Source organism: Streptomyces sp. NPDC018263 (genome assembly GCF_055562575.1).
Genome location: NZ_JBVHFA010000009.1, coordinates 284720 through 308710, shown reverse-complemented (window position 1 = coordinate 308710; position 23991 = coordinate 284720). Strand labels below are relative to the sequence as shown.

Below are 23991 nucleotides of genomic sequence, written 5' to 3'. Positions count from 1 at the left end.
ACCCCGCACCTTGGGGCCGCGTTTCCAACTAGGAGGAATAATGATCAAGAAGGTCGTCGCTGCTGCGGTCGCCACCGGTGGACTCGTTCTCGCGGGTGCGGGCATGGCCGCCGCCGACGCCGGTGCCAACGGTGCCGCCGTGGGTTCGCCGGGCGTCCTGTCCGGCAACGTCGTCCAGGTGCCGGTGCACGTTCCGGTGAACGTCTGCGGCAACACGGTCAACGTGATCGGGCTCCTGAACCCCGCCTTCGGCAACACCTGCGTCAACGACTGACGTCAGCCGTTCACAAGGCGTCTTCAGCGAACCGTCGGCCCCGGAAGCGCGATTCCAGCGCTCCGGGGCCGACCGGTTCCGCACCCAGTCGGAGCAGGGACATCCCAGGGGGGATCAGAACATGCGACAGGGCACCCGTAAGGGCCTGATGACGATGGCGGCCGCGACCGGAGTGATCGCGGCGGCCAGTGGACACGCACACGCCGACGCGGGAGCGGCCGGCTCCGCCGCCCGCTCGCCCGGCGTACTGTCCGGCAACACCGTGCAGGTCCCGGTGCACGTACCGGTGAACGCCTGCGGCAACACCGTCGACGTGGTGGGCCTGCTCAACCCGGCCGCCGGCAACGCCTGCGGCAACGGGGCGCACGGCGCCCCGGGGGGCGCGCACGCGGGCGGTCACTCCACCGACTCACCGGGGGTGGGCTCCGGGAACACCGTCCAGGTACCGGTCGACATCCCGGTCAACCTGTGCGGCAACACCGTCGACGTGATCGGCGTGGGCAACCCGTCGGGGGCCAACCACTGCGGAAACGGCACCCAGCACAATCCCCCGGGGACGCCGGGCCAGCCCGGGCAGCCGGGGCATCCTGGGCATCCTGGGAATCCGGGTACGCCCGCGCAGCCGGGACACCCCGGCACGCCGGAACACCCCGGCCGGCCGAGCCACCCTGGCCAGCCGAGCAACCCCGGCACGCCGAGTACTCCGGCCCGGCCCAGTAACCCGAGCGGGCCCGCCACCCCCGCCACCCCCTCCACCGGCGGTGGACACACCTCGCAGGGGGCCTCTCAGGTCGGGGCGGACCGCGCCGGAGGCGGCGCGCTCGCGCACACCGGTGGCGACCTGCCCCTCGGTCTCGCGCTGTCGGCCGGGGCGGGTGCGGTCCTCGCGGGAGCGGTCCTGTACCGCAAGGCGCGGAACGCGGCCTGATCCGGGGGTTGCCCCGAAAGACGGAGCGGGCCCTGCCGCGAGGACGGCGGGGCCCGCTCCGGTCAGGTTCTCCCACTCACCACGTGGCCCGCACCTGGCGGATGATCCGCCGGCGCAACCGCACCCTGCGGCTGCCGTCGCGCATGAGGCTCAGTCGGTCCAACTCCCAGTGTCCGTACTCGGCATGGTCCGTGAGTAGACGCGTCGCCTCCTTGCGGGACACCCCGCGGGGGACGTACACGTCGACAAATTCGTATTCCGGCATCGCATCTATTGTGCGGGCTGGTGCCCGGTACGGATAGCGTCTGCACTATGTCTGATGCTGCGCAGCCCACCGCTGCCGAGGTACGCGCCGCCGCCGAGGCGGTCAAGACCGCGCTCGACCGCCACCTGGCGGCCGTCGAACGCAGGACGGGTGACGACGACCCGGCCGTCTACGAGGCGTTCAATCAGCTTGCGGCGGCCGCCGAGGTGTACGACGAGCTGCTCTACGACCGCTACGACGAGGTCACCCCCTTCGAGATCCCCGGTTCCGACGACTCGCTGCCGCCGTACACGGGACCCGAGGAGCCCCATGCCGTCAGCGTCCTGATCCGCCGCGACTACACGGTGGCCGAGCCCCAGCGGCTGCTGGCCCAGGCCCAGCGGGTGGAGGCCGCCGAGTTCGAGGACGCCCTCACGGAGGACGACACCGCGAACACGGTGCCCGGCGCGCTGGGCATCCTGTTCGGCGAGTTCGAGCCGGACGAGATCGCGTCCCGGCACCGCGAGTTCGGTCTCGCGGAGGGCGACTCCACGCTCTGGGTCACCGCGGCGGAGGAGGCGGCCGAGCCCGGCGAATGGCTGGAGGCCCCCTTCGAGGAGGCCGACCCGCAGCACGTCATCTGCCGGTTCGACGTGAGCGCGGTCTTCGACCGGGACGACAGCGACGACGACGCCGACGAGCCGGGCACCGTCCTGGACGAGCTGGCCGACGACGATCTGGAGCCGCTCGACCGCGACCGGTGAACGAAACGGCGGTGCCTGTACCGGAGTGACTCCGGCACGGGCACCGCCGTGTTTCTGCGGCTCAGCCCGCCGGCGGGAGCTGCACCCGCAGCAACGTCCGCAGCCGGGTCGTACGCGGCTTGGCCACGCTCTCCGCGACCGCCCTCGGCAGCGCCTGCTCCACGCCGTGGACGACGGACAGGTGCCGTTCCGCCCGGCCGAACGCGGTGTACACCCACGGCCTGGTCAGCGCGTCCGCCGCGTCACCGGGCAGCACCACCACGGCGGCGGGCCAGCGGCCGCCCACCGCCTGGTGCGCGGTGAGCGCCCAGCCGTGCCGGACCCGGCTCTCCACCAGCTCCCTGGGTACGACCACGGGCGCGCCCGCGCACTCCAGATGCAGCCCCTCGGCGTCCGCCCGCACCACGCGGCCCGGCATCGCACGGCCCGGCGCGGGGGAGTGCACGACCCGGTCGCCGGGGTCGAAGCCGCCGAAGCGGCCGGGCCCTGGGTTCAGCCGCTCCTTCAGGACCGCGTTGAGCGCCCGGGTGCCGGCGGCGCCGCCGTGTCCGGGCGTGATCACCACCGTCTCCTCCGGCGGGACCCCGAAGGCGCGCGGCACCGAGTCCGCGACCAACTGCACCGTGCGGTGCACCGCCTCGCCCGGGTCCCGTACCGGGACGATCACGACCTCCTTGCCGGGCGCCTCGACCTGGATCAGCTCGCCCACCCCGATCCCCGAGACCAGCTCGCCGAGCGGGCCGGGGTCGGGGACGCGGGAGGCGACCTGGGGGCATGCGGGGACGGCGAGCAGGTCCGCGAAGACCCGGCCCGGACCGGCCGACCACAGCACCGCCGGGTCACCGCTGAGCACGAGCCGCGCGCCGTCGCGCAGCGACTCGGCCAGCATGGCGGCGGCCTCCACGTCCACCTGGGGGGCGTCCAGCACGATCAGCAGGTCGAGGTCCAGCGCGCCCTCCGCGTCCCGGCCGGGGCCCGACGCGCCGGACAGCAGGCCCGCGACCGTGCCGACGGCGCCGCCGGGCTCCTCGCCCAGGTGCGCGGCGAAGCGCCGGGCGCCGTCGGGGGTGTGGCAGACCGCGAACGCGCGCAGGCCCGCCGCGCGGGCGGCGCCGAGCAGGGCGGCGGGTTCGGCGCGGGCCGCCTCGCCGCCGGTGTGCAGCACCAGCCCGTGCCCGGCGACCTGGCGGGCGAGGTCCGCCGCGCCCCGCGACAGCGCGGCCACGGCCGCCTCCCAGGGCGCCTCGGTCTCCTTGGGCACCGCGTTGACCAGCCGGGCCAGCGCGTCCGCGAGGCTCTCCTCGGCCAGCGCGTACCGCTCCAGACCGGCGAGGACCCGGACCGGGACCTCCTCCCCGTCCTCACCGTCCTCGCCGGCCGCCGGCTTGGCTCCGGGCTCCTCCAGGGCGTCCTGGAAGACCAGGGCGTCGCCCTCCGCGAGCGCGCTCTGTACGGCCTCGGCCGGGTCCGGTACGGCCCGCTTGCCGAGGGCCTCGGTGAGCGCGGGGAGGTCCAGCGCGGTGTGCCCGGCGAGGGCGGCCTGCTCCAGCAGCCACACCGTCAGCGCGCGCCCGCGCCGCTCGTCGTCCGGACGGCACTCCGCGCCCAGCAGAGCCCGCGCGAACCCGTCCGCCTGCTCCGGCCGCACCCCCGCGACCCGCAGCAACTGCCAGGGGTCCGCGCGCAGGGTGTCCTCGGCGCCGTCCCCGAGCGCGGCCGCCACCTGAGGTGCCAACGCCTCCGGCGCCCCGCCCTCGGCAAGCACCGCCCCCACGGCCCCCACCGCCTCCGCATCCGGCGCGGCCATCGCCGGCACGCGCTCCGGCCGTCGCACCGGCTCGGGCGCGGGCGCGGGACGCCGAGGCGCGGGAGCGGGCTCCGTGAAGACGGGCGAGACCGGTTTCTCCCCGCTCTCCACGGCCCGCACGGCGGCCAGCAGATCCGCCGCCCTACCGCTCAGCTTCCCCCCACTTTCCAGCGGCCCCTGCCGCTCCGCCCTACGCCGGGCGATCCGCTCCCGCTCCACCCGCTGAGCAGCCAACTCGGCCTCGGCCTCGGACAGCGCGGGGGCGCCTCCAGCAGGACCGGACGCACCGGCGTCGGCCTCACCTCCCGCACCCTCGGCGGCCGCCGACCGATCCGGCACACCGGCCTCGGCCACCCGGTAACCGGCCTCCACGTCCCCAGCATCCGCACCGGCCTCGCCGCCCCCGGCCTGAGAGGCCGCGTCGGCGTCTTCGGTGGCCGCCGACCGATCAGGCACACCGGCCTCGGCCGCCGGGTCATCGGCCTCCACGTCCCCGGTATCCGCACCGGCCTCGCCGCCCCCGGCCTCAGAGGCCGCGTCCGCGTCTTCGGTGGCCCCGGCGGGCGGCGTCGGGGTCGGTGCATCGGCGCCGTCCGTCCCGCCACTGCCCTCGGCATCACCGGCGCCCGATCCCGCTCCGCCGTCCCCGGTCTCGCGGGTCTCGCGCGCCGCGTCCGCGTCTTCGGCGGCCGACGCACCGGCGTCACTCTGGGCGTCCCCAGCCGCACCGGCGTCATCCCGGGCATCCCCGGCCACCTCGGCCGCCGCAGTACGGCCACTGGTCTCGCCGTCGGCCGACACCTCAGCCCCGCCGTCCCCGCGCCCCGCGCCCTCGGCAGTCACCGTCCCGGCCTCCGTCGCGCCGCCGGAGGCGCCCTCGGCCGGGGAGGGGGCCCCTTCCGTGTCGCCGGCAGGCGTGTGCTCCGTGGTCACAGGGTGCTCCAGTCGTGATCGGGGTAGCGGTGCACCGGGGCCGACACGTCGTCCAGGGCCCGGCAGATCTCGTCAGGAAGACTAAGCGTCTCCACCGACAACGCCGCCGCGAGCTGCCGTGCGTTGCGTGCGCCGACGATCGGGGCGGTCACGCCGGGTCTGTCCCGGACCCAGGCGAGGGCCACCTGGAGCGGGGTGACGGCGAGCCCGTCGGCGGCCGTGCTGACCGCGTCCACGATCCGGCTCGCGGTGTCGTCGAGATACGGCTCGACGAAGGCCGCCATGTGCTCGGAGGCACCGCGCGAGTCGGACGGCACCCCGCCCCGGTACTTCCCCGTCAGCACGCCCCGGCCCAGCGGGGAGGAGGGCAGCAGACCGACGCCGAGGTCCAGCGCCGCGGGCAGCACCTCGCGCTCGGCACCCCGCTGGAGCAGGGAGTACTCGAGCTGGGTCCCGGCCAGCCGGGTACGGACGCCCGGCGCGGCGAGCTGCCAGGTCGCGGCCTTGGCGAGCTGCCAGCCGCAGAAGTTGGACACCCCGGCGTACCGCGCGCGCCCGCTGCTCACCGCGAGGTCGAGCGCCTGGAGCGTCTCCTCCAGCGGGGTGTCGGGGTCGTGGCAGTGGATGTGCCACAGGTCGACATGGTCGGTGCCCAGCCGCTCCAGCGAGGCGTCGAGCGCGGCGAGCAGATGCCCGCGGGAGCCGTCGGCCAGACGCTCGGGATCGGGCACGCTGCCCGCCTTGGTGGAGATCACCAGGTCCTCGCGGGGCACCAGGGAGTCCGTCAGCCGCCCGAGCAGGTACTCGGCCGCCCCGTCGCCGTACACGTCCGCGGTGTCGACGAGGGTGCCGCCCGCCTCCCAGAACGCCTTCAGCATGTCCGCGGCGTCGTGCTCCTCGGTGTCCCGGCCCCAGGTGAGGGTGCCGAGCCCGATCCGGGACACGCGCAGGCCGGTACGGCCGAGATGCCTCTGCTCCATGTGCGCGAGATTACTGGCCAGAGCTGCTGCCGGGGGTTGCCTGTGGACAACGGGACCCGGCCGCCGCACCACCGGAAAACACCCTGGGCGGGGTGGGCCGCGCGGCAAGGGGTCGCTAAGGTCGGCCGCGGATACGCTACTTGCGAGTAAGGGGATCGGCATGCAGCTCGGGATCAACCTCGGCTACTGGGGCGCCGGGATGGACGGGGACAACCTCGCCGTGGCGCAGGAGGCCGACCGGCTCGGCTACAGCGTCTGCTGGGCCGCCGAGGCGTACGGCTCCGACGCCGCCACGGTGCTCACCTGGGTCGCCGCGCAGACGGAGCGGATCGACGTGGGCTCCGCGATCTTCCAGATCCCGGCCCGCCAGCCCGCCATGACGGCGATGACCGCCGCCACCCTGGACTCCCTGTCCGGCGGCCGCTTCCGCCTCGGCCTCGGCGTCTCAGGCCCGCAGGTCTCCGAGGGCTGGTACGGCGTCAAGTTCGACAAGCCGCTCGCCCGCACCCGCGAGTACGTGGACATCGTCCGCAAGGCGATGACCCGCGACCGCCTGTCGTACGAGGGCGAGCACTGGACGCTGCCGCTGCCCGGCGGCCCCGGCAAGCCCCTCAAGCTGACCGTGCACCCGCAGCGCGAGCACATCCCGCTCTACATCGCCGCCATCGGCCCCAAGAACCTGGAGCAGACCGGCGAGATCGCCGACGGCGCCCTGCTGATCTTCCCCTCCGCCGAGCACCTGGAGGACACCGCCGTCTCCTACCTGCGGGCGGGCCGGGAGAAGGCGGGCAAGACCCTCGACGGCTTCGACATCTGTCCCACCGTGCCGCTCGCGCTCGGCGAGGACGCGGACGTGACCCGGCTCGCCGACACCTTCCGCCCCTACACCGCGCTCTACGTGGGCGGCATGGGCAGCCGCAAGCAGAACTTCTACAACCGGCTCGCCCAGCGCATGGGATACGAGAAGGAGGCCGCCGAGATCCAGGACAAGTACCTGGCCGGTGACAAGGACGGCGCCGCGGCCGCCATCCCGCACGACCTCATCGACAAGACCACCCTGCTCGGCTCGGTGGACCGCATCGCCGACCGGATGGCGGCCTACGCGGCGGCCGGCGTCACCACCCTCACGCTCGCCCCCGCCGGCTTCACCCTTGAGGAGCGGCTCGCGGCCCTGCGCGGCGGCGCCGAGGCCCTGGAGCGCGCCGGCCTCGCCTGACGGGGGCCCGGGGGAGAGGTTCGCGGCCGTGGTGGGGGCTCGGGGGTCTTCCCCGCCACGGCCGTCACCGGGAACAACGCGCCGGGACGGGCGGGGTTACGCCTCCGCCCGTCCCTCCTTCGGCCCAGCGCGGATGTCCTCCTGTTGCGCGCCCCCTTGACCCGCATTTGACTACTTCTCTGCGGAATCGTGCAGAGAGGGGCCCGCGATGCTTTCGGCCAAGAGCCTGTTCCAGGAGATCCTCGACGACGACGCGTCCTTCCGGCTCTTCTGCTCCATCGCCGCCGCCGGCGAGTCCCAGGGCGGCTGGGAGAACGGCAGGATCGCCGCCCTGGTGCCCGGGAGCGTGCGCGGGCTCGCGCCCCGGATCGCCCGGCACGGCGCCGACGAGGACAAGCACGGCCGCATCTTCGAGGCCCTGCTGCGCAAGCGCGGCCTGAAGCCCGTCGAGGTCCCGCCCGACACCGACTACACGATGCTCCTGGAGCGGCGAGGCATCGGCCTCGCCCACGACAAGCTGAAGGCCGACCGCCCGCTGACCGAGCGGGACGTCGTCACCTACCTCGCGCACAGCCGGGTCACCGAGCAGCGTGCCTCCGAGCAGATGCGGATGCTCCTCAAGCACTTCGGTGACCACCCCGACATCGGCCGGGCGGTGCGCATGATCTCCCACGACGAGGACAACCACCTCGCCTACTGCCACGAGGAACTGCTGCGCCTCGCCTACCAGGGCCACGGCCGCACCATCCAGCGCGTCCTGCGGGAGAGCGCGCTCGCGGAGATCCGGATCTACCGGGACGTCAGCCTCGCCGTCATGGCCCACATGGGACGCGTCCTGGGCTGGTCCGCCGCGAAGAACGCGCTCCTCGCGGCCGGCATCCACGCCCTGTACGCCTGGGAGCGTGCCTTCGGCTGGCGCCGCATGGTCAGCCTGGAGATGCCCGAGCGGCGCGACGCGCTCGGCGGGCCCGCGCCCCGGGTGACCGAACTCGTGTGAGCTACAGCCAGCCGCGCCGCTTGAAGTTCCGGTACAGCAGCAGCTCCAGCATCACCATCACCGCGACCACCGTGGGGTAGCCCCACTCCCAGCGCAGCTCCGGCATGTGCTCGAAGTTCATGCCGTAGATGCCCGCAATCAGCGTCGGGATCGCCGCCATCGCCGCCCAGGACGAGATCTTGCGCATGTCGTCGTTCTGCCGCACCCCCATCTGCGCCAGATGCGCGGAGAGAATGTCGGACACCAGCCGGTCCAGGCCCTCCACCGACTCGTTGACGCGGGTCAGGTGGTCGTTGACGTCGCGGAAGAACGGCCGCGCGGAGGGGTCCACGAACGGCACCGGGGTCGTGGACTGCCCCATCCCCGCGAGCCGGGTCATCGGCACCGCCAGCGGCACCGTGGCCCGGCGGAACTCCAGCACCTGCCGCTTGAACAGGTAGATCCTGGACGCGGTGTCCCGAGACCCGGCGTCGGAGGGGGAGAACACCTCCGCCTCCAGCTCGTCCAGGTCCGTGCCCAGCTCGGTCGCGACCTCCAGATACTGGTCCACGGTGGCGTCCGCGACCGCGTACAGGACCGAGGTCGGCCCGTGCCGCAGCTTGTCCGGGTCGCCCTCCAGCCGCCGCCGCACCTCCGGCAGCGGCGAGGACTCGCCGTGCCGCACCGTCACCACGAAGGAGTCGCCGAGGAAGAGCATGACCTCGCCCGTGGTCACCGTGTCCCGCGCCGACTCGTAGAACACCGGCTTCAGCACCACGAACAGCGAGTCGTCGTACGTCTCCAGCTTCGGGCGCTGGTGGGCCTTCAGAGCGTCCTCGACGGCCAGCGGATGCAGCCCGAAGACCTTGCGGACCTTTTCGAACTCCTCCGTCGTCGGATCGTGCAGCGCGATCCACACGAACGCGTCGTCGGCCGCACGCGCCTCCCGCAGGGCTTTCGCCGGATCGTCGGACGAATCGGTCCGATGCCCGTCACGGTAGATGGCACAGTCGAAGATCACGGAGTGCATTCTCCCGCCGTCCCGCCCCGAACGCACACGGGGCCCTGATTGTGCGCCCCGGATCACCACCCGGCGGCGCCGGTCTACGCTGGGCCGCATGCCCACCCTGATCCTCGTTAGGCACGGCCGTTCCACCGCCAACACCGCGGGGCTGCTCGCCGGCTGGACCCCCGGCGTCGCCCTGGACGAACGCGGCACCGAGCAGGCCGCCGCCCTGCCGGGCCGCCTCGACGGCCTGCCGCTCGCCGAGATCGTCGTCAGCCCCCTCCAGCGCTGCCAGGAGACGATGCGGCCGCTGCTGGACGCCCGCCCGGACCTCAGCCCCCGCACCGACGACCGGATCGGGGAGTGCCACTACGGCGACTGGTCGGGCCGCAAACTGGCCGAACTGAAGGACGAACCCCTCATGGAGGTCGTCCAGACGCACCCGTCCGCCGCCGCCTTCCCCGGCGGCGAGTCCATGCGCGAGATGCAGTCCCGCGCCGTCGCGGCCGTACGCGACTGGAACGCGCGCGTGGAGGCCGAGCACGGCCCCGACGCCGTGTACCTGATGTGCTCGCACGGCGACATCATCAAGTCGATCGTCGCCGACGCCCTCGGACTCCACCTCGACCTGTTCCAGCGGGTCTCGGTGGAACCCTGCTCGGTCACCGCGATCCGCTACACCCGGCTGCGGCCCTACCTCGTCCGCCTCGGCGAGACCGGCGACCTCGCCTCGCTGGCGCCCCGCGAGACGCCCCCGGACGACGACGCACCGGTCGGGGGTGGTGCGGGCGCACCGTGATCGCCGCCCGCAGTAGGGTGAGGCGGTCGGCCGCACGGTGTGCCCGCACGCCCGTACCGACCGCTTGAACCGCTCGAACGATCCCGAACCCAATGGAGACAGGACGTGTCCCGTCAGGTGTTCCTCTACGACCCGCCGGACCGCTTCGTGGCCGGCACGGTCGGACTGCCCGGACGCCGTACGTTCTTCCTCCAGGCCACCGCGGGCCCGCGGGTGACCAGCGTGGCCCTGGAGAAGGCCCAGGTCGCCGCGCTCGCCGAACGCATGGACGAACTCCTCGACGAGGTCGTACGGCGCAGCGGCGGCAACGCCGCGGTGCCCGCCGTCGCCCCCGTCGAGATCGCCGACACCGGCCCGCTGGACAGCCCCGTGGAAGAGGAGTTCCGCGTCGGCACCATGGCGCTGGCCTGGGACGGCGAGGAACAGCGCATGGTCGTCGAGGCGCAGGCCCTGGTGGAGCTGGACGCCGAGACCGCCGAGGACCTCGCCGAGGCCGAGGAACGCCTCCTCCAGGACGAGGAGAACGGGCCCCCGATGCTGCGGGTCCGGCTCACCGGCGCGCAGGCCAGGGCCTTCGCCAAGCGCGCCCTGGACGTCGTCAACGCCGGGCGGCCGCCGTGCCCGCTGTGCAGCCTCCCGCTCGACCCGGAAGGACACGTATGTCCGCGCCAGAACGGATACCGCCGGGGAGCGTGAGCGCCGCGGACACGGGAACCGACGCGGACGCCGCCGAACTGCTCGCCCACGGTGAGCTGACCGTACGCGGCCGCATCCGGGACGCCTCCAACGCCGCCCTGTTCTGCACCGTCGCCCTCGACGGGCAGGAGGCAACCTGCGTGTACAAGCCGGTCGCCGGGGAGCGCCCGCTGTGGGACTTCCCCGACGGCACCCTGGCCGGCCGCGAGGTCGCCGCCTACGAGGTGTCCGAGGCCACCGGCTGGGGCCTGATCCCGCCGACCGTGCTGCGCGACGGGCCCTTCGGCGAGGGCATGTGCCAGCTCTGGATCGAGGTCAGCACCGACGCCGAACTCCTCGCGCTGGCCGAGGGCGAGGAGGCCGGACCCGGCTGGAAGGCCATCGGCCTCGCCGAGGTCGGCGAGGGGCGGACCGCGCTGCTCGTGCACGCCGACGACGACCGGCTGCGCCGCCTCGCCGTCCTGGACGCCGTGATCAACAACGCGGACCGCAAGGGCGGCCACCTCCTGCCCACCGTCGCCGGGCACCTCTACGGCATCGACCACGGCGTCTCCTTCAACGCCGAGAACAAGCTCCGCACCCTGCTGTGGGGCTGGGCCGGCGAACCCCTCACCGAGGACGCCCTGACGGTCCTCGCCGGCCTGCGCGACAGCCTCGCCGAGGGCGGAACCCTGGCCGCGAGGCTGGCCCCGCATCTCACCCCGGCCGAGATCGACGCCACCCGCGCCCGGGTCCACGACCTCCTCGCCACCGGCCGCCACCCCGAACCCACCGGCGACTGGCCCGCCATCCCCTGGCCCCCGGTCTGACCGCCCGGGCACAGCCGGGGGCTCCGCGCAAGAGCGCCCGTCCGGCCATCCGGCCGCCTTGGGCGCGATCCGGTTCGTAGCCCCAGCTCATGGCCGGTTAGGCTCATGTACATGCATGCCTGGCCCGCTTCCGAGGTCCCCGCCCTGCCTGGTCAGGGCCGCGACCTGAGGATTCACGACACCGCGACCGACGGTCCGGTCACCCTCGACCCCGGTCCCGTCGCCCGGATCTACGTCTGCGGCATCACGCCGTACGACGCGACCCACATGGGTCACGCGGCGACCTACAACGCGTTCGACCTCGTCCAGCGCGTGTGGCTCGACACCAAGCGGCAGGTCCACTACGTCCAGAACGTCACCGACGTCGACGACCCGCTGCTGGAGCGCGCGACCCGCGACGGCGTCGACTGGGCCGACCTCGCCGTGCAGGAGACCACCCTGTTCCGCGAGGACATGACCGCCCTGCGGATGCTCCCGCCCCAGCACTACATAGGCGCCGTCGAGGCCATACCCGGCATCGTCCCGCTCGTGGAACGGCTGCGGGAACTCGGCGCGGCCTACGACCTCGACGGCGACATCTACTTCTCCGTCGACGCCGACCCGCACTTCGGCCAGGTCTCGAACCTGGACGCGGCCGCCATGCGCGCGCTGTCCGCCGAGCGCGGCGGCGACCCGGACCGGCCCGGCAAGAAGAACCCGCTCGACCCGATGCTCTGGCTCGCGGCCCGCGAGGGCGAGCCGAGCTGGGACGGCGGCACGCTCGGCCGGGGCCGCCCCGGCTGGCACATCGAGTGCGTCGCCATCGCGCTCGACCACCTGGGCATGACCTTCGACGTCCAGGGCGGCGGCTCCGACCTCGCCTTCCCGCACCACGAGATGGGCGCCTCCCACGCCCAGGTGCTCACCGGCGAGTTCCCCATGGCCAAGGCGTACGTGCACGCCGGCATGGTCGGCCTGGACGGCGAGAAGATGTCCAAGTCGAAGGGCAACCTCGTCTTCGTCTCCGCGCTGCGCCGCGCCGGCGTCGACCCGGCCGCCATCCGGCTCGCCCTGCACTCCCACCACTACCGCTCCGACTGGGAGTGGACCGACCAGGTGCTCCAGGACGCCGTGGACCGCCTCGGCCGCTGGCGCGCCGCCGTCTCCCGCCCGGACGGCCCCTCGGCCGACGCGCTGGTGGACGAGGTCCGCGAGGCCCTGGCGAACGACCTGGACGCGCCCGCCGCGCTCGCGGCCGTGGACCGCTGGGCGGCCCGCCAGGAAGCGGAGGGCGGCACCGACATCGGCGCCCCCGGCCTGGTCAGCCGCACCGTGGACGCGCTGCTCGGCGTGGCGCTCTAGAGCCGGCACACGAAAGGGGGGCGGTACCCGGCCGGGTACTGCCCCCCTTTCCCAGTCCTCCGAGTCTCAGTCCTCCGAGCCGTCCGGCTCGTCGCCGCCCTCGGCCGCGCCCGGCGCCTCCGGCTTCGGGGGCTTGGGCGGCCGGGTCCGGCCGCTCGGCGCGTCCCGGCGGTAGGGCCCGCTCTCCGAACCGTCCGCCGTGGCATGGCCGCCGGGGCCGCCGACGTCCCGGCGCCGCAGATACCGCTCGAACTCGCGCGCGATGGCCTCGCCGGACGCCTCGGGCAGCTCGGCGGTGTCGCGGGCCTCCTCCAGCGTCTGCACGTACTCCGCGACCTCGCTGTCCTCGGACGCCAGTTGGTCCACGCCCGTCTGCCAGGCCCGCGCGTCCTCGGGCAGCTCCCCCTGCGGCACCCGCAGGTCCAGCAGGTCCTCGAGACGGTTCAGCAGCGCCAGCGTGGCCTTGGGGTTGGGCGGCTGGGAGACGTAGTGCGGCACCGCGGCCCACAGCGACACCGCGGGCACCCCGGCGTGCGTGCACGCCTCCTGGAGCACACCGACGATGCCCGTCGGGCCCTCGTACTTGGTCTCCTCCAGGCTCATCCGGCGCGCCAGGTCACCGTCCGAGGTGACCCCGCTGACCGGCACCGGACGCGTGTGCGGGGTGTCGCCGAGCAGCGCGCCCAGGATCACCACCAGCTCCACGCCCAGCTCATGGGCGAAGCCCAGCAGCTCGTTGCAGAAGGAACGCCAGCGCATCGACGGCTCGATGCCGCGCACCAGCACCAGGTCACGGGGCTTGTCCCCGCCGACGCGGACCACCGACAGCCGGGTCGTCGGCCAGGTGATCTTGCGTACGCCGCCTTCCATGAAGACCGTGGGGCGGTTCACCTGGAAGTCGTAGTAGTCCTCGGCGTCCAGCGCCGCGAACACCTCGCCCTTCCACTCGCGTTCCAGATGCGCGACCGCCGTGGAGGCGGCGTCACCGGCATCGTTCCAGCCCTCGAACGCGGCCACCATGACTGGGTCGATCAGCTCGGGAACACCCTCCAGCTCGATCACCCAGTGCCTCCTTCCGACGTGCTCTCGCCTGACCACCCAACCTTACGGCGTCCGGCGGAAGCCTCCGCAGCCCCCTCGCAAGGGGCTGAACGGATCACTGCCCCGAACCCCGGCCCGGAACACCCCGCGGCGGCGCCCTGCTCCCGGACGCCGCCCACCGCCCCGAGCGCGTCGGTGACGGCTCCTCGCTACTGCTTCTTGTCCAGCACCTCACGCACCCGCGCGCGCACCTCGTCCGTGGCCAGGCCGCGGATGGTCAGCGTGGTGCGGCGGCGCAGCACGTCGTCCGGGGTCTCGGCCCACTCGTGGTCGCGGGCCCAGACGACCTGCGCCCAGATCTCCGGGGCGTCCGGGTGGACCCGCTCGGCCAGCTCCGGGTGCTCGTTGGCCAGGCGGGCGATGTCGAAGGCGAGCGAGCCGTAGTGCGTGGCCAGGTGGCGGGCGGTGTCGGCGCCCATGCGCGGGCCGGGCGCCGGACGGTCCACCAGCAGCCGGTGCTCGACCGCGCGCGGGTTGGCCACACCGGGCAGCGGCAGCCGCTTGGGCAGCTCCGACACCGGCTCGAAGTCGTCGCCGAGTGGCCGGCCCGGCAGCTCCTCCAGCTTCTTCAGCACGGTCCGGCCGATGTGCCGGAACGTGGTCCACTTGCCGCCCGCCACCGAGAGCATCCCGCCCGGACCCTCGGTGACCACGGTCTCCCGCTTGGCCTTCGCGGTGTCACCGGGCCCGCCCGGCAGCACCCGCAGGCCCGCGAAGGAGTAGGTGATCAGATCCCGCTGGAGCTGCTGGTCCCGGACGGAGAACGCGGCCTCGTCCAGGATCTGGGATATGTCCGACTCGGTGACCGACACATCAGCCGGGTCGCCCTCGTACACCTCGTCGGTGGTGCCGAGCAGCAGCATGTCCTCCCAGGGCAGGGCGAACGTGATGCGGTACTTGTCGATCGGGGTGGCCAGCGCCGCCTTCCAGGGGGCGGTGCGCTTCAGGACCAGGTGGGCGCCCTTGGACAGACGGATCGAGGGGGCCGCGTGCGGGTCCTCCATCCGGCGCAGGTGATCCACCCAGGGCCCGGTCGCGTTCAGCACCAGGCGCGCGGTGACGCCGAACTCCTCGCCGCTGAGCCGGTCCTTCAGCTCGGCGCCGGTGACCCGGCCGCGCGTGGTGCGCAGCCCGGTGACCTCGGCGTGGTTGAGGACGACCGCGCCCGCGTCGACGGCCGCGCGGACCGTCATCAGCGCCATGCGGGCGTCGTTCATCTGGTCGTCGCCGTACACGGCCACGGCCTTCAGGTTGTCGGTGCGCAGCTCGGGCACGTCCTGCGCGGCCTTCGACGGGGAGAGCAGGTGCCCCACGCCGTCGCCGAAGGCGGAGAGCGCGGAGTAGGCGAAGACGCCGGCGCCGAGCTTGGCCGCGCTGTGCGGGCCCCCCTTGTACACCGGCAGGTAGAAGGTGAGCGGGTTCGCCAGGTGGGGGGCCACCTGGCGGGAGACCGCGCGCCGCTCGAAGTGGTTCTCCGCCACCAGCTTCACCGCGCCGGTCTGGAGGTAGCGGAGCCCGCCGTGGAGCAGCTTGGAGGAGGCGGAGGAGGTGGCTCCGGCGAAGTCGCCGGCGTCGACCAGCGCCACCCTGAGCCCGGACTGCGCGGCGTGCCAGGCGGTGGAGATGCCCAGGATGCCGCCGCCGATCACAAGGAGGTCGTACGACGCCCGCGCGAGCTGCTCCCGGGTCTCGGCGCGGCTCGGGTTGGCGCCGGAGGCCGGGTGCGTGCCCAGGGCAGGTACGGACTGCAGGGTGGTGGGACTGGTCATGTCGGGTACTTAACTCCTCGTCGGAGCCGGACCTGGCGGCTGTGCCGGCCCGGTCAGCTCTCGTCCTCGAGCCAGCCCATGGTCCGCTCGACGGCCTTGAGCCAGCTCTTGTACTCACGGTCGCGGGTCTCCGCGTCCATCCGGGGGGTCCACTCGGCGGCCCGGCGCCAGTTGGCGCGCAGCTCGTCGGTGCTGGACCAGAAGCCGACGGCGAGACCGGCGGCGTAGGCGGCGCCGAGACAGGTGGTCTCGGCGACCATCGGGCGCACCACGGGGGCGTCGAGCACGTCCGCGAGCTGCTGCATCAGCAGGTTGTTCGCGGTCATGCCGCCGTCCACCTTGAGCGTGGTCAGCTCGACCCCGGAGTCCTTCGTCATGGCGTCCGCGATCTCCCGCGTCTGCCAGGCGGTGGCCTCCAGGACGGCGCGCGCGAGGTGCGCCTTGGTCACGTACCGGGTCAGGCCGGCGATCACACCGCGCGCGTCGGAACGCCAGTGCGGGGCGAACAGGCCGGAGAAGGCCGGTACGAAGTAGGCGCCGCCGTTGTCCTCGACCGAGAGCGCGAGGGTCTCGATCTCGGCGGCGGTGGAGATGAGGCCCATCTGGTCGCGCATCCACTGCACCAGCGAGCCGGTGACGGCGATGGAGCCCTCCAGGGCGTACACCGTCGGCTTGTCGCCGATCTTGTAGCCGACGGTGGTGAGCAGGCCGGCGTAGGAGTTGATGATCTTCTCGCCGGTGTTCATCACCATGAAGGTGCCGGTGCCGTAGGTCGACTTGGTCTCGCCCTCGGAGAAGCAGGTCTGGCCGAACAGGGCCGCCTGCTGGTCGCCGAGCGCGGAGGCGACGGGGGTGCCGCCGAGCAGGTCGCCGAGGCTGCCGCCGGTGATCTCGCCGTAGACCTCGGCGGAGGAGCGGATCTCGGGGAGCATCTGCTCGGGCACCCCGATGGACTCGCAGATCTTCTTGTCCCACTGCATGGTGTGCAGGTTCATCAGCATGGTGCGCGAGGCGTTGGTGACGTCGGTGACGTGCTTGCCGCCGTCGACACCGCCGGTCAGGTTCCAGATGACCCAGCTGTCCATGGTGCCGAAGAGGATGTCCCCGGCCTCGGCGCGCTCGCGCAGGCCCTCCACGTTGTCCAGCAGCCAGCGGGCCTTGGGGCCGGCGAAGTAGGACGCCAGCGGCAGACCGGTCTCGCGGCGGAAGCGGTCCTGGCCCACGTTGCGGCCCAGCTCGCGGCAGAGCGCGTCGGTACGGGTGTCCTGCCAGACGATGGCGTTGTGGACGGGCTCACCGGTGTTCTTGTCCCACAGCACGGTCGTCTCGCGCTGGTTGGTGATGCCGATGGCCTTGATGTCGTCCCGCGTGATGTTCGCCTTGGCGATGGCGGAGGCGACGACCTCCTGGACGTTCGTCCAGATCTCGTTCGCGTCGTGTTCGACCCAGCCGGGCTTGGGGAAGATCTGCTCGTGCTCCTTCTGGTCGACGGAGACGATCCTGCCGTCCTTGTCGAAGACGATGCAGCGCGAGGAGGTCGTGCCCTGGTCGATCGCCGCGATGAAGGGGCCTGCGGTGTGGGCGTCGGTCACTGTGTGCTCCTGGGAGATCCGAGGTGAGGGTGGCGGTGTGTACGGCGCTTACTCGAATGATCGGTGCTTTTCACGCAATTCGTTACTCATCAAGCAAAAGCGACGTTGTAGATGCCCGCAGCGATCGCGCCGCCGATCAGTGGACCGACGACCGGCACCCATGCGTAGGACCAGTCCGAACCGCCCTTGTTCGGCAGCGGCAGCAGCGCGTGCACGATGCGCGGCCCCAGGTCGCGCGCCGGGTTGATCGCGTACCCCGTCGGACCGCCGAGCGACAGACCGATCGAGACGACCACCAGGGCCGTGATCAGCGCGCCCACCGGGCCCAGACCGTTGCCCTCGTTGTTCAGGCCCTGCGTGAGGACCGCCAGCACCAGCACGATCGTGCCGATGATCTCCGTCAGAAGGTTCTGCACCGCGTTCCGGATCTCCGGACCGGTGGAGAAGATGCCCAGTACCGGGCCCGCGGCCGCCTCCTCGGCCTCGACCGCCTTGACCGTGTCCTGCGCGCCGGGCCCGCCGACGATCTCCCGGTCGGTCAGGTGGGCGCGGAACTGGCCCATGTAGGCCACCCAGACCAGCGTCGCGCCGATCATCGCGCCCAGCAACTGGCCGCCCCAGTACGCGGGCAGCGTGCCGTAGTCGTGGTCCTTGATCGCCAGCGCGAGGGTCACGGCCGGATTGAGATGCGCGCCGGAGAGGGGCGCCGAGGTGTAGACGGCCGTCAGAACGGCGAAACCCCACCCGAAGGCGATGGCCAGCCATCCGGCGCCGCGCGCCTTGGACGCCTTCAGTGTGACGGCGGCACACACACCACCGCCGAGCAGGATGAGGACGGCGGTACCTATGGTCTCGCCGATGAAGATGTCGGAGCTGGACACCCGCGACTCCTTTGTCATTGGTCCAGGGAAACCCGGCCCTTGGCGCTGCCCCACCCTAACGCGTAATACCGATAGGTGTTCGACAATGCCGACCGATGGACGGGAGTCTCGCTTTCGGCGCGCGCACGCGTCAAGAGTTCCGGGGGCGAAAAAAAGCACAGAACGCGGGATCGTTACGGACGGGGGCACAGCAGACCGGCCCTCACGCCGGGGCCGTGCTCAGAAGCGGGCGGCGCCCAGGTCCCGTGACACCGCGCGGGCGCAGTCCCGCACCGCCGCGACCAGCTCCGGACGCGGCTCGCCGTCCCGGCACAGCCGCTCCACGGCGCCGGCGATCCCCACGGCGCCGACCGGCATACGGCGCCGGTCGTGGATCGGCGCGGCGATCGACGCCACGCCCTCCCAGGTCTCCTCCAGGTCGGCCGCGTACCCGCGCGCCCGGGTGAGGTCCAGGAGATGCTCGAACTCCTCCGGCGCGCACACCGTACGGTCGGTGAACGCCTTGCGGGAGGAGTCCAGCGCCTCGCTGTGGGCCACCGGGTCGTAGGCGGAGAGCACCTTGCCCAGCGCCGTGGAGTGCAGGGGCTGCATCGCCCCGATCTCCAGCACCTGGCGGCTGTCGTCCGGGCGGAAGACATGGTGGACGATCAGCACGCCCTGCTGGTGCAGCACACCCAGGTAGACGCTCTCCCCGCTGGAGCGGGCCAGGTCGTCGGTCCACACCAGGGCCCGCGCCCGCAACTCGTGCACGTCCAGGTAGGTGGTGCCCAGCCGCAGCAGCTCCGCGCCGAGCTGATAGCGGCCCGACGCCTCGTCCTGCTCCACGAAGCCCTCGTGCTGGAGGGTGCGCAGGATGCCGTGTGCGGTGCCCTTGGCCAGGCCCAGCGAGGAGGCGATGTCGGAGAGGCCGAGCCGCCGCTCGCCGCCCGCGAGCAGGCGCAGCATCGCGGCCGCCCGTTCGAGCGACTGGATGTTCCGTGCCATCGCCGTCCTGCCTCCGTCCGCATCGGCCACCGCCGAGCCATCCCACACGCGTTCGGCAATGCCGAACATTACCGGTCGATGCCGATCTCCCGCCAATGAGAAGGGCCGTGCCGGACCACCCGTCGGGTTCCGGCCACCGCGCCGACCGGCCGGACTCCGCCATCCGCGTCCGTGTCGTGGACGCCTGTGCCCATCCAAGCCCACTGGCGGTTACTCTGGCGCCGTGCCCCACCCCGGCCCCGGCCGGAGCGGGCGCATAGCCGACAGCCGTCGCATCCAAGGGAGCCCCTTCATGGCCTCGTCGCCGACGTCCCCTTCCGCCGACAGCCGGACCCGTGCGTCCGCGCTCCGTCAGGCACTCGCCACCCGTGTGGTGGTCGCCGACGGAGCCATGGGCACCATGCTCCAGGCCCAGGAACCCACGCTCGACGACTTCCAGCAGCTCGAGGGCTGCAACGAGATCCTCAACCTCACCCGGCCCGACATCGTGCGCTCCGTGCACGAGGAGTACTTCGCGGTCGGCGTCGACTGCGTCGAGACCAACACCTTCGGCGCCAACCACTCCGCCCTCGGCGAGTACGACATCTCCGAACGCGTCCACGAACTCTCCGAGGCCGGCGCCCGCGTCGCCCGCGAGGTCGCCGACGAGTTCACCGCCCGCGACGGCCGCCCCCGCTGGGTCCTGGGCTCCATGGGCCCCGGCACCAAGCTGCCCACCCTCGGCCACGCCCCGTACACCACCCTGCGCGACGCCTATCAGCAGAACGCCGAGGGGCTGGTCGCCGGCGGCGCCGACGCCCTGCTGATCGAGACCACCCAGGACCTCCTCCAGACCAAGGCCGCCGTCCTCGGCGCCCGGCGCGGCCTGGACGCCCTCGGCATCGACCTGCCGGTCATCGTCTCCGTGACCGTCGAGACCACCGGCACCATGCTGCTCGGCTCCGAGATCGGCGCCGCGCTCACCGCGCTGGAACCCCTCGGCATCGACATGATCGGCCTGAACTGCGCCACCGGCCCGGCCGAGATGAGCGAGCACCTGCGCCACCTCGCCCGCAACGCCCGCATCCCGCTGGCCTGCATGCCCAACGCCGGCCTGCCCGTCCTCGGCAAGAACGGCGCGCACTACCCGCTCACCGCCCCGGAGCTGGCCGACGCCCAGGAGACCTTCGTCCAGGAGTACGGCCTCTCGCTGGTCGGCGGCTGCTGCGGCACCACCCCCGAGCACCTGCGCCAGGTGGTCGAGCGGGTCCGCGACCTCACGCCCTCCGAGCGGCAGCCCCGGCCCGAGGCGGGCGCCGCCTCGCTCTACCAGTCGGTGCCGTTCCGCCAGGACACCTCCTACCTCGCCATCGGCGAGCGCACCAACGCCAACGGCTCCAAGAAGTTCCGCGAGGCCATGCTGGAGGCCCGCTGGGACGACTGCGTGGAGCTGGCCCGCGAGCAGATCCGCGAGGGCGCGCACATGCTCGACCTGTGCGTGGACTACGTCGGCCGCGACGGCGTCACCGACATGGCCGAACTCGCCGGCCGCCTGGCCACCGCCTCCACCCTGCCGATCGTGCTGGACTCCACCGAGGTCGACGTCATCCAGGCCGGCCTGGAGAAGCTCGGCGGCCGCGCGGTGATCAACTCGGTGAACTACGAGGACGGCGACGGCCCCGACTCCCGCTTCGCCAAGGTCACCCGGCTCGCCCGCGAGCACGGCGCCGCCCTGATCGCGCTCACCATCGACGAGGAGGGCCAGGCCCGCACCCCGGAGAAGAAGGTCGAGATCGCCGAACGGCTCATCGACGACCTCACCGGGAACTGGGGCATCCGCGAGGAGGACATCCTCATCGACACCCTGACCTTCACCATCTGCACCGGTCAGGAGGAGTCCCGCAAGGACGGCATCGCCACCATCGACGCCATCCGCGAACTCAAGCGGCGCCACCCGGACGTCCAGACCACGCTCGGCCTGTCCAACATCTCCTTCGGCCTCAACCCGGCCGCCCGCATCCTGCTGAACTCCGTCTTCCTCGACGAATGCGTCAAGGCGGGCCTGGACTCGGCCATCGTGCACGCCTCCAAGATCCTGCCCATCGCCCGCTTCAGCGAGGAGGAGGTGCAGACCGCCCTCGACCTCATCCACGACCGCCGCGCCGAGGGGTACGACCCGCTGCAGAAGCTGATGGCGCTCTTCGAGGGCGCCACCGCCAAGTCCCTGCGCGCCGGCAAGGCCGAGGAACTGGCCGCGCTGCCCCTGGACGAGCGACTCAAGCGCCGCATCGTCGACGGCGAGCGCAACGGCCTCGAAGCCGACCTGGACGAGGCCCTGACGGACCGCCCCGCCCTCGACATCGTCAACGACACCCTCCTCGACGGCATGAAGACCGTCGGCGAACTCTTCGGCTCCGGCCAGATGCAGCTCCCCTTCGTGCTCCAGTCCGCCGAGGTGATGAAGACGGCGGTCGCGCACCTCGAACCGCACATGGAGAAGTCCGACGCCGAGGGCAAGGGCACGATCGTGCTGGCCACCGTGCGCGGCGACGTCCACGACATCGGCAAGAACCTCGTGGACATCATCCTGTCCAACAACGGCTACAACGTCGTCAACCTCGGCATCAAGCAGCCCGTCTCCGCGATCCTGGACGCCGCCGAGGAACACCGCGCCGACGTCATCGGCATGTCCGGCCTCCTGGTCAAGTCCACGGTGATCATGAAGGAGAACCTGGAGGAGCTGAACCAGCGCGGCATGGCGGCGGACTACCCGGTGATCCTGGGCGGCGCCGCCCTCACCCGCGCCTACGTCGAGCAGGACCTCCACGAGATCTACGAGGGCGAGGTCCGCTACGCCCGCGACGCCTTCGAGGGCCTGCGCCTGATGGACGCCCTCATCGGCGTCAAGCGCGGTGTGCCCGGCGCCCAGCTCCCCGAGCTGAAGCAGCGCCGGGTCCGCGCCACCCCCGCCGCGGACCTCCCCGAGGAGCCCGCCGAGGAGGGCCACGTCCGCTCCGACGTGCGCACCGACAACCCGGTGCCCACCCCGCCCTTCTGGGGCACCCGCGTGGTCAAGGGCATCCAGCTCAAGGAGTACGCGTCCTGGCTGGACGAGGGCGCCCTCTTCAAGGGCCAGTGGGGGCTCAAGCAGGCCCGTACCGGAGACGGCCCCAACTACGAGGAGCTGGCCGAGACCGAGGGCCGCCCCCGGCTGCGCGGCCTGCTCGACCGGCTCCAGACGGAGAACCTGCTGGAGGCCGCCGTCGTCCACGGCTACTTCCCCTGCGTCTCCAAGGACGACGACCTGATCATCCTGGACGAGGACGGCAACGAGCGGACCCGCTTCACCTTCCCCCGCCAGCGCCGGGGCCGCCGGCTCTGCCTCGCGGACTACTTCCGCCCGGAGGAGTCCGGGGAGCGGGACGTGGTCGGCCTCCAGGTCGTCACCGTCGGCTCCCGCATCGGTGAGGAGACCGCCAAGCTCTTCGAGGCCAACGCCTACCGCGACTACCTCGAACTGCACGGCCTCTCCGTCCAGTTGGCCGAGGCGCTGGCCGAGTACTGGCACGCCCGCGTCCGCGCCGAACTCGGCTTCGCCGGGGAGGACCCCGCCGACATCGAGGACATGTTCGCCCTGAAGTACCGGGGCGCCCGCTTCTCCCTCGGCTACGGCGCCTGCCCCAACCTGGAGGACCGCGCCAAGATCGCGGACCTGCTCCAGCCGGAGCGGATCGGCGTCCACCTCTCCGAGGAGTTCCAGCTCCACCCCGAGCAGTCCACCGACGCCATCGTCATCCACCACCCCGAGGCGAAGTACTTCAACGCCCGCTGACCGTGCCGACCGCGCTGACCAGGCCGATCCGCGGACACGCGCCCACGACAGGCGTTTCGCGCGCGAGCGACGTATGCTGGTCGGTCCACCGCAGGCCGGTTCCCTCTTCCGGGAACCGGCCTGATCGTCCCTCAAGGAGGTGCGCCCGGATGACCAGCACGGTCCCCGCGCTAGGAACCCGAACGGCCGAAGGGTCCGCCCTGCAAGCGGTCCTCCTCGACATGGACGGCACCCTGGTGGACACCGAGGGCTTCTGGTGGGACGTCGAGGTCGAGGTCTTCGCCGCCCTCGGCCACACCCTCGACGAGTCCTGGCGGCACGTCGTCGTCGGCGGCCCCATGACCCGCAGCGCCGGGTTCCTCATCGAGGCCACCGGCGCCGCCATCACCCTCGCCGAACTCTCCGTCCTCCTCAACGACGGCTTCGAGGCCCGCATCGGCAGCCACCTCCCGCTGATGCCCGGCGCCGCCCGGCTGCTCGCCGAACTCCACGAGCACTCCATCCCGACCGCCCTGGTCTCCGCCTCCCACCGGCGCATCATCGACCGCGTGCTGACCGCGCTCGGCCCGCACCACTTCGCCCTCTCCATCGGCGGCGACGAGGTCTCCCGCACCAAGCCCCACCCCGACCCCTACCTGCTCGCCGCCGCCGGACTCGGCGCCGACCCCGCCCGGTGCGCCGTCATCGAGGACACCGCCACCGGCGTCGCCGCCGCCGAGGCCGCCGGCTGCCACGTGGTCGCCGTCCCCTCCATCGCCCCCATCGTCCCGGCCGAACGGCGCACCGTCGTACCCTCGCTGGAACAGGTCGACCTGTCTTTTCTGCGCGGCCTGATGACGCTCACGCACTAGGCGTTCACCCAGCGTGCGAAAACAATGCTGACCAGGGGCGCAATTCACCGGAGTTGCGCCCCGGCGGAAATTCCCGGCCCGCCGAACCGGTTGAATTCCGGTATCCCGGACCGCAGTTGACGCTGTGACGTTCGCCACTCCGACCGGCCTCGACAACGCTGCCCGCGTGTGCAGAAAACGGCGTCGAACGCCCCATCGGTGGCCCCATGTGTCCTGATTGATGGACCGT

At 72.5% G+C, this 23991-nt stretch carries 20 protein-coding genes; 11 read left to right on the top strand and 9 right to left on the bottom strand.

The annotated features are described in order from the left end of the window. Positions 1–40 precede the first annotated feature (40 nt). Together chpH and ACZ3HQ_RS26420 are read left to right on the top strand one after the other, a co-directional pair. The gene (chpH, locus tag ACZ3HQ_RS26425; RefSeq protein WP_361657870.1) at positions 41–274 is read left to right on the top strand and encodes a chaplin ChpH; all 234 of its coding nucleotides are present in this window, start codon (positions 41–43) and stop codon (positions 272–274) included. Between the two features lie 121 nt (positions 275–395). Further along, the gene (locus ACZ3HQ_RS26420; protein ID WP_467514601.1) at positions 396–1202 is read left to right on the top strand and encodes a chaplin; all 807 of its coding nucleotides are present in this window, start codon (positions 396–398) and stop codon (positions 1200–1202) included. A gap of 76 nt (positions 1203–1278) precedes the next feature. Here ACZ3HQ_RS26420 and ACZ3HQ_RS26415 read toward each other — a convergent pair whose 3' ends face one another. Further along, positions 1279–1467 carry a DUF5703 family protein gene (locus tag ACZ3HQ_RS26415; RefSeq protein ID WP_046732800.1) on the bottom strand — a complete coding sequence of 63 codons (189 nt, stop codon included), beginning with the start codon at positions 1465–1467 and terminating at the stop codon, positions 1279–1281. 47 nt (positions 1468–1514) lie between these two features. On the opposite strand from ACZ3HQ_RS26415, the gene ACZ3HQ_RS26410 reads away from it, so the two are divergent. After that, complete coding sequence (locus ACZ3HQ_RS26410; protein WP_467514599.1) at positions 1515–2210, top strand: hypothetical protein; 696 nt, start codon at positions 1515–1517, stop codon at positions 2208–2210. Positions 2211–2271: 61 nt separating this feature from the next. Here the strand turns inward: ACZ3HQ_RS26410 and ACZ3HQ_RS26405 are convergent, their stop codons facing one another. Both ACZ3HQ_RS26405 and ACZ3HQ_RS26400 read right to left on the bottom strand, forming a co-directional pair. Next, entirely contained in the window at positions 2272–4950 is a 2679-nt protein-coding gene (locus ACZ3HQ_RS26405) for a helix-hairpin-helix domain-containing protein (protein WP_467514597.1), read from the bottom strand. Then, positions 4947–5930 (bottom strand): aldo/keto reductase, encoded by a 984-nt coding sequence (locus ACZ3HQ_RS26400; RefSeq protein WP_467514595.1) that lies wholly within the window; start codon positions 5928–5930, stop codon positions 4947–4949. The genes ACZ3HQ_RS26405 and ACZ3HQ_RS26400 overlap by 4 nt, the downstream gene beginning before the upstream one ends. Positions 5931–6090: 160 nt before the next feature. Here ACZ3HQ_RS26400 and ACZ3HQ_RS26395 point away from each other — a divergent pair, with 160 nt between their 5' ends. Both ACZ3HQ_RS26395 and ACZ3HQ_RS26390 read left to right on the top strand, forming a co-directional pair. After that, positions 6091–7146, top strand: a complete 1056-nt coding sequence (locus ACZ3HQ_RS26395) for an LLM class F420-dependent oxidoreductase (protein WP_030812647.1) — start codon at positions 6091–6093, stop codon at positions 7144–7146. A 208-nt stretch (positions 7147–7354) separates the two neighbouring features. After that, positions 7355–8143, top strand: a complete 789-nt coding sequence (locus tag ACZ3HQ_RS26390; RefSeq protein ID WP_467514593.1) for a ferritin-like domain-containing protein — start codon at positions 7355–7357, stop codon at positions 8141–8143. 1 nt (position 8144) lies between these two features. Here the strand turns inward: ACZ3HQ_RS26390 and corA are convergent, their stop codons facing one another. Next, positions 8145–9143, bottom strand: a complete 999-nt coding sequence (gene corA / locus ACZ3HQ_RS26385; protein ID WP_467514591.1) for a magnesium/cobalt transporter CorA — start codon at positions 9141–9143, stop codon at positions 8145–8147. A gap of 97 nt (positions 9144–9240) precedes the next feature. Here corA and ACZ3HQ_RS26380 point away from each other — a divergent pair, with 97 nt between their 5' ends. From ACZ3HQ_RS26380 to mshC, 4 genes are all read left to right on the top strand, one after another. Then, complete coding sequence (locus ACZ3HQ_RS26380) at positions 9241–9927, top strand: histidine phosphatase family protein (RefSeq protein WP_467514589.1); 687 nt, start codon at positions 9241–9243, stop codon at positions 9925–9927. A gap of 105 nt (positions 9928–10032) precedes the next feature. After that, positions 10033–10623 (top strand): DUF3090 domain-containing protein, encoded by a 591-nt coding sequence (locus ACZ3HQ_RS26375; RefSeq protein ID WP_086693440.1) that lies wholly within the window; start codon positions 10033–10035, stop codon positions 10621–10623. Next, a complete protein-coding gene (locus ACZ3HQ_RS26370; RefSeq protein ID WP_467514587.1) occupies positions 10587–11432 on the top strand; it encodes an SCO1664 family protein in 846 nt (281 codons plus the stop codon). Before ACZ3HQ_RS26375 ends, ACZ3HQ_RS26370 begins: the two co-directional genes overlap by 37 nt. A gap of 111 nt (positions 11433–11543) precedes the next feature. Beyond that, positions 11544–12773: a cysteine--1-D-myo-inosityl 2-amino-2-deoxy-alpha-D-glucopyranoside ligase gene (gene mshC, locus ACZ3HQ_RS26365; RefSeq protein ID WP_467514586.1), complete on the top strand. Its 1230-nt coding sequence runs from the start codon at positions 11544–11546 to the stop codon at positions 12771–12773. 66 nt (positions 12774–12839) lie between these two features. Here the strand turns inward: mshC and ACZ3HQ_RS26360 are convergent, their stop codons facing one another. The 5 genes from ACZ3HQ_RS26360 to ACZ3HQ_RS26340 form a co-directional block, all read right to left on the bottom strand. Then, positions 12840–13835, bottom strand: a complete 996-nt coding sequence (locus ACZ3HQ_RS26360; protein WP_467514584.1) for a PAC2 family protein — start codon at positions 13833–13835, stop codon at positions 12840–12842. A 188-nt stretch (positions 13836–14023) separates the two neighbouring features. Then, positions 14024–15643 (bottom strand): glycerol-3-phosphate dehydrogenase/oxidase, encoded by a 1620-nt coding sequence (locus ACZ3HQ_RS26355; RefSeq protein ID WP_467514582.1) that lies wholly within the window; start codon positions 15641–15643, stop codon positions 14024–14026. 53 nt (positions 15644–15696) lie between these two features. Further along, entirely contained in the window at positions 15697–17235 is a 1539-nt protein-coding gene (glpK, locus tag ACZ3HQ_RS26350) for a glycerol kinase GlpK (protein WP_467514580.1), read from the bottom strand. Between the two features lie 89 nt (positions 17236–17324). Continuing rightward, positions 17325–18116 (bottom strand): MIP/aquaporin family protein, encoded by a 792-nt coding sequence (locus tag ACZ3HQ_RS26345; RefSeq protein ID WP_130339611.1) that lies wholly within the window; start codon positions 18114–18116, stop codon positions 17325–17327. Positions 18117–18335: 219 nt separating this feature from the next. After that, a complete protein-coding gene (locus ACZ3HQ_RS26340) occupies positions 18336–19100 on the bottom strand; it encodes an IclR family transcriptional regulator (protein ID WP_467514578.1) in 765 nt (254 codons plus the stop codon). A gap of 292 nt (positions 19101–19392) precedes the next feature. Here ACZ3HQ_RS26340 and metH point away from each other — a divergent pair, with 292 nt between their 5' ends. Both metH and ACZ3HQ_RS26330 read left to right on the top strand, forming a co-directional pair. Next, the gene (gene metH / locus ACZ3HQ_RS26335) at positions 19393–22911 is read left to right on the top strand and encodes a methionine synthase (protein ID WP_467514575.1); all 3519 of its coding nucleotides are present in this window, start codon (positions 19393–19395) and stop codon (positions 22909–22911) included. A 149-nt stretch (positions 22912–23060) separates the two neighbouring features. Further along, complete coding sequence (locus ACZ3HQ_RS26330; protein ID WP_467514572.1) at positions 23061–23762, top strand: HAD family hydrolase; 702 nt, start codon at positions 23061–23063, stop codon at positions 23760–23762. Positions 23763–23991 lie beyond the last annotated feature (229 nt).

What these genes read in the sequence shown, in the direction of transcription:
- ACZ3HQ_RS26400 (WP_467514595.1), bottom strand. Translation starts at nt 5,930, where the DNA reads ATGGAGCAGAGGCATCTCGGCCGTACCGGCCTGCGCGTGTCCCGGATC.
- ACZ3HQ_RS26395 (WP_030812647.1), top strand. Translation starts at nt 6,091, where the DNA reads ATGCAGCTCGGGATCAACCTCGGCTACTGGGGCGCCGGGATGGACGGG.
- chpH (WP_361657870.1), top strand. Translation starts at nt 41, where the DNA reads ATGATCAAGAAGGTCGTCGCTGCTGCGGTCGCCACCGGTGGACTCGTT.
- ACZ3HQ_RS26390 (WP_467514593.1), top strand. Translation starts at nt 7,355, where the DNA reads ATGCTTTCGGCCAAGAGCCTGTTCCAGGAGATCCTCGACGACGACGCG.
- ACZ3HQ_RS26410 (WP_467514599.1), top strand. Translation starts at nt 1,515, where the DNA reads ATGTCTGATGCTGCGCAGCCCACCGCTGCCGAGGTACGCGCCGCCGCC.
- ACZ3HQ_RS26330 (WP_467514572.1), top strand. Translation starts at nt 23,061, where the DNA reads ATGACCAGCACGGTCCCCGCGCTAGGAACCCGAACGGCCGAAGGGTCC.
- ACZ3HQ_RS26370 (WP_467514587.1), top strand. Translation starts at nt 10,587, where the DNA reads ATGTCCGCGCCAGAACGGATACCGCCGGGGAGCGTGAGCGCCGCGGAC.
- ACZ3HQ_RS26415 (WP_046732800.1), bottom strand. Translation starts at nt 1,467, where the DNA reads ATGCCGGAATACGAATTTGTCGACGTGTACGTCCCCCGCGGGGTGTCC.
- ACZ3HQ_RS26355 (WP_467514582.1), bottom strand. Translation starts at nt 15,643, where the DNA reads ATGACCAGTCCCACCACCCTGCAGTCCGTACCTGCCCTGGGCACGCAC.
- metH (WP_467514575.1), top strand. Translation starts at nt 19,393, where the DNA reads ATGGCCTCGTCGCCGACGTCCCCTTCCGCCGACAGCCGGACCCGTGCG.
- ACZ3HQ_RS26340 (WP_467514578.1), bottom strand. Translation starts at nt 19,100, where the DNA reads ATGGCACGGAACATCCAGTCGCTCGAACGGGCGGCCGCGATGCTGCGC.
- ACZ3HQ_RS26420 (WP_467514601.1), top strand. Translation starts at nt 396, where the DNA reads ATGCGACAGGGCACCCGTAAGGGCCTGATGACGATGGCGGCCGCGACC.
- mshC (WP_467514586.1), top strand. Translation starts at nt 11,544, where the DNA reads ATGCATGCCTGGCCCGCTTCCGAGGTCCCCGCCCTGCCTGGTCAGGGC.
- ACZ3HQ_RS26380 (WP_467514589.1), top strand. Translation starts at nt 9,241, where the DNA reads ATGCCCACCCTGATCCTCGTTAGGCACGGCCGTTCCACCGCCAACACC.